A 13512-nucleotide genomic window follows, 5' to 3' on the forward strand; every position below is an offset into this window, starting at 1 on the left:
AGGCTTTTTATTATTTTATCTCAAGCTGGACGAGAACAGGGCCGCCTGCAGGTGTAAATGTCTTCGTTATTTCAAAACCCCATTTTTGGTAAAGCCGGACTGCTGGCGTATTCTTCGCAGCAGTGCATACATGAACTGGTTTCCCCCGTTTTTCCAACAGGCTGCTTAGAAGTCTTGAAGCTACGCCTTGCTGAAAATAGGCAGGGTGAACAATGAGTCTGCTGATGAGAAGGATATTCTCTGTTTCCTCGTAAGAAAGAACACCAACCAATTCTTTATTAACCTTCCAGCCGATAAACACTTCACAGCTGTTCTGAATATGAAAGAGGCTCTCCTTTAATGGAGGCAGATCATCATATTCAATAAGATCAGCCTCCACTTGATAGGAAAGCTTTTGTAATTTATGAATAGCTCCTGCAGCTAATTCATCTGCTTGATTTAAATGGATAAGCATAAACATCAGCTCCTTTGTTGTTTCCTTTTATTATAAAGCTTAAGCATAATTTTGAAATTATGAACAAATTATTGCTAACCCATTAACATTCATTTAAACCTGTTCAAGAACTGTTGCATAGAGGAAGGAAAGCAGGTTTAATAAATACAAAAGCAAGAGGCGGAGGGCAGCAAATATGAAAGTTTTAGTTGTAGAAGATAATATTGGTGTTTGCTCTATGTTAGAGATGTTTTTTGGGAAAGAAGGATTCAATGGAGTATTTCTTCATGATGGATTAGAAGGATATAAACATTTTATAAATAATGAATATGATATGGTTATTTTGGATTGGATGCTGCCGGGAATGGACGGAATAACAGTTTGTCGGAAAATTAGAGAAGTGGACCAAAATGTGCCGATTATAATGTTAACAGCAAAGGATACAGAATCTGATCAAGTTCTTGGTCTTGAGATGGGCGCTGACGATTATGTCACTAAGCCGTTCAGTCCGTTGGCGCTGACTGCGAGAATGAAAGCAATAATCAGAAGACAGGTAAAGGATAAAAATAGTTTGGAAGAAGCGTTAGAAACGAGTATCATTAAGATTAATAAGGAAACACGGGAAGTATATATTTCAGACAAGCTTATTCCTAATCTTACTCCTAAAGAGTTTGACCTTCTATCGTTTTTTGCACAGCATCCAAAACAAGTGTTTTCAAGGGATCAAATCCTTGAACAAGTGTGGGGCTTTCAATTTTACGGAGATGATCGTACAGTAGATGTTCATATTAAAAGGCTGAGACGGAAAATCGGCCGTGATAATCAGCCATTCTTTCACACTGTGTGGGGAGTAGGCTATAAATACGATGAAACGGTGGTAATGAATGAGAATTAAGTATTTATACCAGCAGCTGATCAGCCATATCAGTGTCATAGTAGTTGCGTTTTTAGTTGTAAGCATTGCCTCCACTCATTTTGTAGAGAAGGTCGTGCTCACCATTAAAGGACAGGAGCTTTATGATTATGGCATCAACATCCTGACAGATATTCAAGGAAACCAAATGCAGACCTCCGCTCAGGAAACACTGCTGAATTACGCAGATGTGCTCAAAAGCAGGGGCGTAACATTCGGGATTTTTGATACACAGCAAAATGTCATTGCATCTGTCGGCAAAAGAATTAATATAACGGATGAAGAATGGAATGCCATTAAAGACGGAGAGAACAATAAAGTAATTAAAAGCAGTACACGACGGGGCAATCAAGAAGTTACCCTTGTTGCTATTCCTTATAGTGTGAACGGAGAGGTGGAAGGTGGAATATTGCTGACCGCTCCTTTAAGTGATTCGAAGCAGCTTATAAATGAAATAAATAAATATCTTGTGTATTCTGTGTTTTTTGCATTTGGAGTAGCATTGCTGTTAAGTATATTGTTGTCGAGAATTCACGTGAGAAGGATTAAAAAGCTGCAGGAAGCAACAAGTCTTGTTGCTGTTGGAGACTACAGTGTCAGAGTTCACTCCTCGAACTTTGATGAGATTGGCGAATTAGCGAGTGACTTTAATTCCATGGTTGATCGTCTGCGTATTTCAAAGGAAGAGATAGATGCCTTAGAAAATCGACGAAGACAGTTCATGTCAGATGTATCTCATGAATTGAAAACACCGCTAACAACCATCAGCGGTGTTATCGAAGGACTCAATAATAATATGATACCTGAAGCAGAAAAAGGAAAAGGGATTACTCTTGTGAGTCAGGAAACGAAAAGGCTTATTAGGCTTGTGAATGAGAATTTGGATTATGATAAAATTCGCTCCAACCAGATAGTGCTGATGAAGGAAACAATTCAGCTTGGAGAAGTTCTGGAGATTATTCAAGAACAGCTTTATACACAGGCAGTCGAGAAAAATTTGGCAATCAATGTCGATGTGGCGGATGATATTTATATTTATGCCGATTATGACAGACTGATTCAAATTATTATGAATATCACGAAGAATAGTATTCAGTTTACAGATGCCGGCGAAATTTGGTTAAGAGGCAGAACGGATGAAAGTTATACAATAATAGAAATCAAAGATACAGGTATTGGAATGGACCCAGCAGAAATTGAAAATATTTGGAAGAGGTTTTATAAGGCTGATATTTCAAGAACGAATAATCCATACGGAGAGTTTGGGTTAGGGTTATCGATTGTAAAACAGCTTGTACAGTTCCATAATGGGAAAATTGAAGTAAGCAGCCAAAAAGGAGCAGGAACGAGATTTACGATTTATTTTCCAATATTTAAATAGGAGAGATGCTTCTGATTATGCTGGGTAGTAAGGTTTATGCTTAGCGTAATCAGAGCTTTTTTACTATCTGCAGCAACAGTAGGTGGAAATTCTCTATTTCGTCCTTAATTTTTCTAGGTCTATTAAAACTTTGTTAATAATTTATTCATATATAAGTTTTATTATATAAACATGAAATCAAAACAATAATTAATTTCTTCTTATAGATGATGCATAGTTGGTAATTATTATAGGAGGTATAAAACGATGAATGAGTTTGAAAAAAACAAAGAGAATATGAACGGAGAACAGGACTTTGAAAGCAAAAATGAGAGTGTGAACGAAGAACAAAATGTTGAAATGCAAAAAGAGCTCACAAACAATGCTGAGTTTACGGCAAGAAAGGAAGAAGACAAAGCGAATGATGAAGCAGTTGATTTAAACAAGCTGGAAGAAAATCCAATAGTAAAATCAGAGAATCAGGAGGATGACAGCCAAAATACAGGTATGTCCGACTTCGATAAGGCAGATGCGATAGCTCGTGAATATGAAAAAATGGCAAGTGACGCTGAGGAGGAAAGACTTGCAGCCCAAAAGCAGATTCACGTTCAGCAAACAATGGCAGCAGCTGCAACAGCTGAAGAGCCTTCTGGCAAAAGAAGCAAGGAGCGGCCGTCAGCAGGCAGTCCTAAATGGAAAGGGTTCTTTTCCTTGCTGGCAGCCGGTGTTGTCGGGTCTGCATTGACATTTGTTGCTGTTCCACATACGAATTTGCTTGATGGGCAGTATGAAAAGCTGGAACAACAGGTAGAGGAATTAAGTAGTAAAGTTGGCAATAGCAGCTCTAGCTCTAATAATATAACAGCACAGACTACATCAGCCCAAACTTCTGACAGTTCAACGTCCATTGCAGATATGGTTGAGTCCTCTTCTAAGGCAATTGTTGGAATTGTGAATGTTCAGCAACAAACAACGAGCCAATTTTCCCAAAGTACGTCCACTGACGTCGAATCAGGGTCAGGCTCTGGAATCATCTTTAAAAAGGATGATAAATATGCGTACATTGCTACAAACAATCACGTGATAGAAGGTGCGAATTCATTAGAAATCTCACTGTATAACGGTGATAAGACAGAAGGGAAATTAATCGGTGCAGATGCCCTTACTGACTTGGCTGTTGTCAGAATTGATGCGAAGTATGCTACGGATGTAATTAATTTTGGGGATTCCACTACACTGCGCCCAGGTGATCAAGTTTGGGCAATCGGTAACCCACTTGGCCTTGATTTATCGAGAACAGTTACACAAGGTATTGTAAGTGCGGTGGACAGAAGTATTACTGTTAACACATCTGCTGGTGACTGGGAGTTTAACGTAATTCAGACAGATGCGGCGATAAACCCAGGGAACAGCGGAGGTGCCTTGATTAACTCTGCAGGCGAGGTTGTCGGCATCAACAGCTTGAAAATCTCAGAGGATGGAGTAGAGGGGCTTGGCTTTGCAATACCAAGTAATGATTTGCTTCCAATCGTCAATGAAATCATTGAAAATGGCGAGGTAGAGCGTCCATATATCGGTGTCGGACTGGCAAGCTTAGAAGAAGTTCCGCAGATGTACTTGCAGGACCTTCCTGACTCTGTAACAAAAGGAGTTATGGTAACAAATATTGATTCTAACTCTGCGGCAGCTAAAGCAGGTCTTGAAGTACAAGATGTAATTGTCTCCATAAACGGAACTGAACTAGAAGGGTCTTCTGACTTGAGAAAATATCTATATACGAAAGTGGATATCGGCGATAAAGTAAAAATGGTCGTATATCATGATGGCAGTAAGAAGACAGTAGAGCTGACTTTAACGAGCAACAGCAGCAGCACTAATTAAGAGGCTTGCTTCATACTAAAAATCCCATCTGGTAAAATTACTAAAAATCAGATGGGATTTCTATTTTTGTTAATATTTTTGTAATATTTTTATGGTATGATGTATTTTATGTGGCAATGGAATTGTCATATCTATTATGATAGTTTTAGTTTATTAAAATATAGTTTAGAGAGGACACAGGATGAAAAACAAAAAGATCATTTTACCCATTTTAGCAGTAGTACTAATAGCGTTGATCGTTGTTGCTGTTATTCTAGTTCAGAAGAATAACACAGTAGCATCTATCGATGGAGAAAAAATCACGCAAGATGACTTAAACGAGGCGTTGAATAAGCAATACGGGACATCTATCCTTGAGACTTTAATTGCTAATAAAGTAGTTGATTTAGAAGCGGAAAAAGAAAAAGTTAAGGTAACGGATAAAGAACAAGAGGACGAGCTTAACGAGCTTATTGAATCTTCAGGCGGCGAAGATGCTTTCAATGCTGCATTAGAAGCGAACGGTGCATCTAAAGCAGATATCGAAGAAGAGCTGTTGCGCTATTTGAAAATCAAAAAATTGCTTGAGCCAAGAATCGAAGTTACGGATGATGAAATCCAGGCTTACTTTGATGAAAACAAAGCAAGCTTTGACACTCCTGAGCAAGTAGAAGCAAGTCATATTCTAGTTGCTGACGAAAAAACAGCAAAAGAAGTGAAGCAAAAGCTTGATGACGGTGAAGATTTCGCTGATCTTGCAAAAGAATACTCAACTGATACAGCAACAAAAGAAAACGGCGGTGAGCTAGGATACTTCTCATCTGGCCAAATGGTTGAAGAGTTTGAAAAAGCTGCTTTCGCTATGGATGTAGATGAAATCAGTGATCCAGTTGAAACAACAAACGGCTGGCATATCATTAAAGTAACAGGCCATAAAGATGCAGTAGAAGCTAAATTGGACGATCATAAAGATGAAATTAAAGATACAGTGTTCGAGAGCAAAATGAACACAGAATACAGCACATGGTTGGAAGAAGTAAAAGCTGACTACGACATCAAGAACAACTTGGATACTGCTAGCACAACAAGTGCAAGCTAATGAAAAAAGCGACTTTCCTGTAAAAGGGAAAGTCGCTTTTTTATGCTTAAAGAGGATTGATATCCATATCTGGAAGCTGAAATGGATTAGTGCTGTTAATATGGTCCGGAAACAATATACCGTTTAAATGATCGATTTCATGCTGAAATACAATTGCTTCATAGTCTTTCAGTTTAATTTTTACTTCTTTCCCGTTAATATCATAAGCCTTCACTGTAATTCTTTTAAAACGGGGCACATAGCCAATGACAGGTCTGTCAATAGAGAGACATCCTTCGCTGTCAGGCAGGTATATCATGCTTGCAGAATGGCTGATGATTTTTGGATTGATTAGCATATGCTCAAAGTTATTGCCATTTTCACCTTTAATAAAGGCCGCAAACATCCTTTTGTTAAGCCCGATTTGATTTGCGGAGATGCCGACACCGGGACGAAGCTTATACTTTTTAGCAAGGCTAGGATCCTGGCTGTTTTTTAAGTATTGCAGCATGCACAGAAGCTCTTGCTTATCCTCCTCGGTTGGCGGCAGTGAAAGTTCAGGCATTTTCTCTCTGAGGATATCATCACCTTCTCTTACGATATCCTGCATCGTTATTACATATGATTGATTGTACTTGCTCATGTATTTAATCAACTCCATTATTGTCCTTTTATAGTCGAAAAACCATATAAGTAAAATAGCAAAAGAATGGATGGAAGTCTAATTCTAACTTACGGGATCATCATAAAAATAATGTCTGTTTTCTTCAAGTTAATTTACAATAAAAAATTACATAAATTATGAAACGAAGGAAAAGATAGGAGGGAAGGAAAATAAAGGAGGAAGCAATGTGAAAAAAATACTGGTAGTTGGATTGTTAACACTTAGTTTTATGATGCCTAGCTTTTTACATACAGCAAAAGCAGCTCCGGAGAACCCGCCGATAAACCATCAGGCGCCTGAGGAGGACCAAGCCTTCATTAAGAAGATGGCTGAGAGCTTAGGAATAAAAACAGACGGGAAAGACGGAGAAGCGCTAAAAAAGGAAATTCATGAGGTTTTAATTAAAAAAGAGGCAAGTAAGCTTGGTATTAAAACAGACGGAAAAGACATGAAGCAAATTGCTGCAGAGGTTCATGAAAAAAGACTGCAGGATGAAGCTAAAAAGCTGGGAATCAGCACAGAGGGCAAAGATCCACGCACGTTGATGAAAGAGTTATACGAAGCAAAGATTAAGCAAAAGGCAAAGGAATTAAATATTAAGACAGAAGGTAAAACACTTGAGCAGCTCAGTAAAGAAGTCAGAGAACAATTAATACTGTCAGAGGCAAAAAAATTGAACATTAAAACAGAGGGTAAGGATTTAAGAGCTCTTGCAAATGAAGTCAGAGAAGTCCAGATTACAAATGCCGCTAAGGAGCTTGGAATTGAAACGAAGGATAAAACACCGAAAGAACTGTTGAAGGAAATGATGATTAGTTACCCAGAAGAAGTGAAAAAGCTTAAGCTGCTGCCATTTCATGAAGGACCTATGATGGGGCATCACCATCGAGGCAAAGAAGCACGAGAGAATTAAATAACGATATTCTACAATACAGAGCTATAGACGCTGCTTTAAAGAGCAGCGTCTTCTCTATGGTTTATAGTGGAAAATTGTATTTTTATGCAAAATTAAAACAAATGATAAATGTACTATAAACCGGCAGAGAATAAGCAGTTTTTTAATAAAGGGAGTATTTGGAAGGAGAAACAGTGAGTGATTTGCGTAGTTTAATGCTATTTATTGACTAAATATTAAGACTATTATACCTGTGTTCTATATATTGAAATGATATGAAATACCTATTAACAAATCAGATTATCAACCCTAATATCTATTTTTGTAAAAAATATGCATAAATGAATGTTATTTTCGTTAATGATTAGTATTCTTATTTTACAGGGGTCTGTCTTTCATTCATTTTTGGTTAGAGAAATGAACAGAAGTCAGCTTAGATAAATTATCGAATAAGGGAGAAGCATTAGGAGGAATACATTTTGAAACAATATTCCAAACTACGAATTACCGAAAAAGATCAGAATATATACAACGCTTTGTGTGATTTGTATAAGGAAAAGAACGAGGAAGCTGGAATAGGTCCTACCGAGATTGGGATAAGAGTTGGCAGGGATTCGTATGATGCTTCTGCTTACTGTAATGCTTCACTTAAAAAGCTTATACATTTCGGGAAAATAGAAAAAGTGGAGAATGGAAAGTATAGACCGTTAATGGAGGAAGAATAAGTTTCTATTCAATGTGGGAGGATTTTGCGAAAGCAAAGTCCTCCATTTTTTTATATGTTGGATGTTTTTTTAAAATAGGATTGCAGTCCATTTAAATTATTGTATAATGAACGGAGTAAAATTAAACTTAAAGTTTAGTTTCGGTAAACTTTTATGACTTTGAGTTTACTATTTCTAAACAAAAAAGTAGGTTAAAAATATGGAAATAGGTAAAAAGATAAAGAACTTGCGTTTGAAAAAGGGTCTGACCCAGGAAGAGCTTGGGGAAAGGACAGATTTAAGCAAAGGTTATATATCACAGCTCGAACGAGATTTAAGCTCTCCTTCTATTGAAACATTCTTTGATATTTTGGAAGTGCTAGGCTGTTCTCCAAAAGAATTTTTTGATGATGAAGAGAGGAAGCAGAAGGTTGTTTATACAGAAGAGGATGTAACAGACTTTTTTGATGAAGAAAAAGGCTATCATATTCAATGGCTAGTACCGGAATCCAATGAAAAGGAAATGGAGCCAATAAAGCTTAGCTTTAGTAAAAAAGGTGAATTTAAAAAGTTTGAGCCTTCCCTGTCTGAAACATATGCCTTCGTTTTGGAAGGGGAAGTGCTGTTAAAGCTCGGAAAACAAGAATACAGAGCAAGACAAGGGGAGTCCATCTATTTCCATGCGACAGAGGAGCACCAGTTCTTTAACATCGCTGATGGTAAGTCCTCGCTGCTGCTTGTAGCAACTGATTCTTACTTATAAATTTAGGAGAAAAGGAGAATATCATGCCAGGTGAATCTATTATAAGGTTTGAAAATGTAACAAAAGCCTATGACCAAAATACGACTGTCCTAGAGAATGTCAGCTTTGAAATAGAACGAGGCAAATTCTATACACTGCTTGGACCTTCAGGCTGCGGAAAAACAACAATTCTGCGCCTTATCGCAGGCTTTATGGAGCCGACTGAGGGGAATATTTACTTTAATGATAAAGTAATCAATAAAATTCCAGCGAATAAACGACAAGTAAATACGGTGTTTCAAGATTATGCGTTATTTCCTCATTTAAATGTTTTTGAAAATGTTGCCTTCGGTTTGCGCATTAAAAAGCTGAAAAAGCAGGAAATAGAGAAGCGAGTAAAGGACGCATTACGGTTTGTCAATTTAGATTCCTATGAGAATAGGGAAATAAGTGAAATGTCAGGTGGCCAAAAGCAGCGTGTGGCCATTGCGAGAGCTATTGTAAATGAACCGGAAATAATTCTTCTTGATGAGCCTCTTTCTGCATTGGATTTAAAGCTGCGCACAGAAATGCAGTATGAGCTGAGAGAACTTCAGCAAAGGCTTGGGATTACGTTTATCTTTGTCACACATGACCAGGAAGAGGCATTAGCAATGTCAGATGAAATATTTGTCTTAAATAAAGGCAAAATCGAACAAAGCGGCACACCTACGGATATTTATGATGAGCCGATTAATCGTTTTGTCGCTGATTTTATTGGAGAATCCAATATAGTCTCCGCGAGAATGGAGAAAGACTTTGTCGTTCATTTTGCAAGCAAAACATTTGAATGTGTCGACCAAGGCTTTAACCATAATGAAGCGGTGGAGGTTGTTATCCGTCCAGAGGATTTAAACATTACTTCACCAGATGCAGGAAAGCTTAAAGTAAAGGTAGATTCCCAGCTGTTTAGGGGAGTTCATTATGAAATTTGCGGATATGATGAGGATGGCAATGAGTGGCTTGTTCATTCCACTAAAAAAGTTGTTGTAGGGGAAGAAATTGGTCTTGATTTTGAAAAAGAGGCAATTCATGTCATGAGAATAGGAGAAACAGAAGAAGAGTTTGACAGACGCCTTGAGGCATATGAAGGTGCAAATGATGAAAAATAAGGCAAATTGGTATACGATTCCCTACTACTTATGGATTGCGTTGTTTGTAATTGCTCCTGTGGTGCTGATTGTTTATTATTCTTTTTTTGATATTGAAGATCAGCTGACATTCAGTAACTACGAAAAGTTTTTTACACCTGTTTACTTGAAAATGACGTTAAACTCCTTTTGGTATGCGTTTTTGATCACTTTTTTCTCCTTGATTATCGCTTATCCAACAGCATATATATTAACGAAGACTAAGCATAAGCAATTATGGCTGCTCCTTATTATACTGCCTTCATGGATTAACCTGCTTTTAAAGGCTTACGCATTTTTAGGGATTTTCGGAACATATGGTGCAGCAAACGAGGTGCTGGACTTCTTAGGAATTGGTAAACAGCAAATTCTGTTTACAGATTTCAGCTTCCTGTTTGTCAGTGTGTATATCTTTATTCCGTTTATGATATTACCAATCTTTAATGCACTAGAAAAGTTGAATCCTAGTCTTGTAGATGCGTCAAAAGATTTAGGTGCATCGAGCTGGACGACGTTCTCAAAGGTAATATTTCCATTAACAATAGATGGGGTCAAGTCAGGCTGCCAGGCTGTTTTTATTCCAGCATTATCTCTGTTTATGATTACAAGATTGATTGCCGGCAACAGAGTCATCACGCTTGGAACAGCCATTGAACAGCATTTCTTAATCACACAAGACTGGGGAATGGGTTCTACAATAGCTGTTTTCCTGATTATTATCATGATTGTGATTATGATGCTAACAGGTAGCAAGAAAGAGAGGGGGATAAGATGAATAAATTATCGAAAGTATCTGTACTATATTTAGTTTTCATTTTTATTCTTCTATATGCCCCAATCTTTTATTTGATTTTTTATTCCTTTAACAGCGGTGGTACAATGCATGATTTCCAAAGCTTCACTTGGAAGTGGTACAAAGAGCTGTTTCAAGACACAAGGCTGCTTGTGATTGTACTGAACACGATAATTGTCGCACTGCTGTCAGCATCGATTGCGACCATTATCGGTGTGTTTGGAGCAATCAGTCTTTCCATGATGAGAAGAAAACGATTAAGGAATACGGTGTTGTCCTTAAATAATGTTTTGATTGTAAGTCCTGATGTTATCATTGGTGCATCGTTTCTGATTTTCTTTACTATTTTAGGAATAAAACTCGGTTTTGTATCTGTTCTCTTGTCGCATATTGCCTTTTCTATTCCGATAGTGGTAATAATGGTGCTGCCAAAGCTTCAGGAAATGAGCCCAACCTTAATGGATGCAGCTTTTGACCTTGGCGCAGGCTGGAAGGAAGTTCTGTCGAAGGTTATTCTGCCATATATTGCTCCAGGTATCTATGCTGGATTTTTTATGGCGCTAACCTATTCTTTGGACGATTTTGCAGTTACCTTCTTTGTGACAGGCAATGGTTTTTCTACTTTATCTGTAGAAATATATTCATTGGCAAGAAGAGGAATTTCGCTTAATATCAACGCACTTTCTGCTTTGCTATTCTTTATTACACTGCTGCTTGTCATCGGCTACTATTTCGTTGCGAAGCGAACAGTCAGAAGGCATAAACCGGGGGTGAGCAAATGAAGGGGCTAATAAGAGGGCTGACAGCAGCTCTCATCTTATCAGCTATCCTAATGGCAGTTGTTCATCAAGTGAACAGCAGCAGAGGGTATGCGGGTGGAAATACGATAACGGTCTATAACTGGGGAGATTATATCGATGCGGACCTTATCGATAAGTTTGAAAAAGAGACAGGAATAAAGGTTATATATGAGACATTTGATTCAAATGAAGCGATGATGACTAAAATAGAACAGGGCGGCACGAATTATGATATTGCCATCCCTTCTGAATATATGATTGATAAAATGAAAGAGGAGAATCTCCTTCTCCCGATTGATCATACAAAGTTACCGAATCTCAAAAATATTGACAGCAGATTCATGAATTTATCATTTGATCCGGATAATAAATATTCCATCCCTTATTTTTGGGGAACAGTAGGTATAGTGTATAATCCCGAAATGCTCGGAGGGAAAAAGATAACTTCCTGGAATGACTTATGGGATAGTGACTTGAAAAACCAAATCATGCTTATAGATGGAGCAAGAGAAATAATGGGGATGAGCCTTAACAGCTTAAACTATTCTCTTAATGACAAAGATCATAAGCATTTGCGGGAAGCGAAGGAGAAGCTAGATACGCTGACTCCTAATGTTAAAGCAATAGTTGGGGACGAAATTCGTATGCTTATAGAAAACGAAGAAGCAGCGATTGGCGTACTATGGTCAGGCATGGCAGCTGAAATCATGTGGGAAAATGAAGAGGTAGAATATGTGGTTCCACAGGAAGGCTCTAATCTTTGGTTTGATAATATGGTTATTCCGAAAACAGCAAAAAATATTGATGGTGCTCATCAGTTTATCAATTTTATGCTTGATGCAAAAAATGCAGCACAAAACACAGAGTATGTTGGCTATTCGACGCCAAATAAAGCGGCAATGCAATACTTGCCGGAAGAAATTACTTCTGATAAACGCTTTTATTTAGATGAGGAAATGACATCGAAACTTGAGGTGTATGAGAATCTTGGGCAGCGGTCTTTAGCTGAGTATAATGATCTGTTCCTGGAATTCAAAATGCATCGCAAATAGTGACTTGGCTTTATGCCAAGTCATTTTTTTATGGAAGTAAATAAGTGGATGAAGTCTGGATTAGAAGAAAATACTAAGGAAAAAAGCGAGGTGTTTTTATGAGAAAAACATTATTACTTTTTTGTTTGCTCACCTTTTCCTGTGTGACTGCATATGCGGAGGGTGAAAAGCAGCAGGCAAAAAAAGAGCTTGCGATTGTCATTGATGATTTCGGCAACAATATGAAGGGAACAGAAGAGATGCTGAATCTGCCTGTGCCAATCACTGCGGCAATTATGCCATTTATGCCGACGAGCAAAGAGGATGCCATTAAAGCTCACAAAAAGGGGCATGATGTTATCATTCATATGCCGTTAGAGCCTAAGCAAGGTAAAAAAAGCTGGCTTGGTCCTGGAGCAATCACAACGAATTTAAGCGATGAAGAAATTAGAAAAAGAGTTGTCTCCGCCATTGAAAGTATTCCTTATGCAGTTGGGATGAATCATCATATGGGTTCAAAGGCTACAGAGGATGAAAGAGTGATGAGGATAATATTAGAAGAGTGTAAAAAACACGATTTATTTTATCTCGACAGCAAAACGACAGGGAAGAGCGTCGTAAAAAAACTGGCAGAGGAATTGCAAGTGCCTTATTTGGAGAACAATATGTTCTTCGATCACATTTATTCTAACCAGCATATCCAAAAGCAGGCAACAAGTCTTGTTAAGAACCTTAATAAGAAGGACGAGTATATTGCAATCGGCCATGTAGGCATTTCCGGTCCTGCTGTTGTATCTGTGCTGAAACAATATATTCCGTTATACCAAAAAGATGCCGAAATAGTGCCGTTGTCCACATTGGTAGACGGTTATGAATTGCTTGATACAGACTTGCCGTAAGAATAAGCAGCGGAGCAGCTGACCATCACGCTATGCAAAATTCACGCATATAACGCTGAAAAGCTCCGCCGTTTAGTTAAGCATAAACTATGAAATTGGTTTCATATCAACTAATAACTTATAAGAAATGACGGTTTTTTCAGATGATTGAAAAAAACTCCGCAAGCAAAT

14 protein-coding genes are annotated in these 13512 nt (G+C 38.0%); 12 read left to right on the plus strand and 2 right to left on the minus strand.

The window, feature by feature from the left end; all coding sequences use genetic code 11:
* Window positions 1-10: 10 nt before the first annotated feature.
* Entirely contained in the window at window positions 11-454 is a 444-nt protein-coding gene (locus L8T27_RS01435) for a GNAT family N-acetyltransferase (protein WP_233316890.1), read from the minus strand.
* A 175-nt stretch (window positions 455-629) separates the two neighbouring features.
* On the opposite strand from L8T27_RS01435, the gene L8T27_RS01440 reads away from it, so the two are divergent.
* The 4 genes from L8T27_RS01440 (at window position 630) to L8T27_RS01455 (ending at window position 5665) form a co-directional block, all read left to right on the plus strand.
* On the plus strand, window positions 630-1328 hold the full coding sequence (locus L8T27_RS01440) for a response regulator transcription factor (RefSeq protein ID WP_233316891.1): 699 nt from the start codon (window positions 630-632) through the stop codon (window positions 1326-1328).
* Window positions 1318-2727 carry a sensor histidine kinase gene (locus tag L8T27_RS01445; RefSeq protein WP_233316892.1) on the plus strand — a complete coding sequence of 470 codons (1410 nt, stop codon included), beginning with the start codon at window positions 1318-1320 and terminating at the stop codon, window positions 2725-2727. The genes L8T27_RS01440 and L8T27_RS01445 overlap by 11 nt, the downstream gene beginning before the upstream one ends.
* Before the next feature lie 246 nt (window positions 2728-2973).
* Window positions 2974-4587 carry a trypsin-like peptidase domain-containing protein gene (locus L8T27_RS01450; protein WP_325169587.1) on the plus strand — a complete coding sequence of 538 codons (1614 nt, stop codon included), beginning with the start codon at window positions 2974-2976 and terminating at the stop codon, window positions 4585-4587.
* Window positions 4588-4768: 181 nt separating this feature from the next.
* Window positions 4769-5665 carry a peptidylprolyl isomerase gene (locus tag L8T27_RS01455; protein ID WP_233316893.1) on the plus strand — a complete coding sequence of 299 codons (897 nt, stop codon included), beginning with the start codon at window positions 4769-4771 and terminating at the stop codon, window positions 5663-5665.
* A 46-nt stretch (window positions 5666-5711) separates the two neighbouring features.
* Here L8T27_RS01455 and def read toward each other — a convergent pair whose 3' ends face one another.
* Complete coding sequence (def, locus tag L8T27_RS01460) at window positions 5712-6287, minus strand: peptide deformylase (RefSeq protein WP_233316894.1); 576 nt, start codon at window positions 6285-6287, stop codon at window positions 5712-5714.
* A 208-nt stretch (window positions 6288-6495) separates the two neighbouring features.
* On the opposite strand from def, the gene L8T27_RS01465 reads away from it, so the two are divergent.
* The 8 genes from L8T27_RS01465 (at window position 6496) to L8T27_RS01500 (ending at window position 13341) form a co-directional block, all read left to right on the plus strand.
* Window positions 6496-7221, plus strand: coding sequence for a hypothetical protein (locus L8T27_RS01465; protein ID WP_237940575.1), 726 nt, complete (start codon window positions 6496-6498; stop codon window positions 7219-7221).
* A 461-nt stretch (window positions 7222-7682) separates the two neighbouring features.
* Complete coding sequence (locus L8T27_RS01470) at window positions 7683-7928, plus strand: hypothetical protein (RefSeq protein ID WP_233316896.1); 246 nt, start codon at window positions 7683-7685, stop codon at window positions 7926-7928.
* Between the two features lie 199 nt (window positions 7929-8127).
* Entirely contained in the window at window positions 8128-8670 is a 543-nt protein-coding gene (locus L8T27_RS01475) for a helix-turn-helix domain-containing protein (protein ID WP_233316897.1), read from the plus strand.
* Window positions 8671-8693: 23 nt separating this feature from the next.
* Window positions 8694-9800, plus strand: a complete 1107-nt coding sequence (locus L8T27_RS01480; RefSeq protein WP_233316898.1) for an ABC transporter ATP-binding protein — start codon at window positions 8694-8696, stop codon at window positions 9798-9800.
* Complete coding sequence (locus L8T27_RS01485) at window positions 9790-10593, plus strand: ABC transporter permease (protein ID WP_233316942.1); 804 nt, start codon at window positions 9790-9792, stop codon at window positions 10591-10593. The genes L8T27_RS01480 and L8T27_RS01485 overlap by 11 nt, the downstream gene beginning before the upstream one ends.
* Window positions 10590-11393: an ABC transporter permease gene (locus L8T27_RS01490; protein WP_233316899.1), complete on the plus strand. Its 804-nt coding sequence runs from the start codon at window positions 10590-10592 to the stop codon at window positions 11391-11393. Before L8T27_RS01485 ends, L8T27_RS01490 begins: the two co-directional genes overlap by 4 nt.
* Window positions 11390-12463 carry an ABC transporter substrate-binding protein gene (locus L8T27_RS01495; RefSeq protein ID WP_233316900.1) on the plus strand — a complete coding sequence of 358 codons (1074 nt, stop codon included), beginning with the start codon at window positions 11390-11392 and terminating at the stop codon, window positions 12461-12463. The genes L8T27_RS01490 and L8T27_RS01495 overlap by 4 nt, the downstream gene beginning before the upstream one ends.
* Before the next feature lie 98 nt (window positions 12464-12561).
* Entirely contained in the window at window positions 12562-13341 is a 780-nt protein-coding gene (locus tag L8T27_RS01500) for a divergent polysaccharide deacetylase family protein (protein ID WP_233316901.1), read from the plus strand.
* Window positions 13342-13512 lie beyond the last annotated feature (171 nt).

The organism is Niallia sp. Man26, from assembly GCF_022049065.2.
GTDB lineage: Bacteria > Bacillota > Bacilli > Bacillales > Cytobacillaceae > Niallia.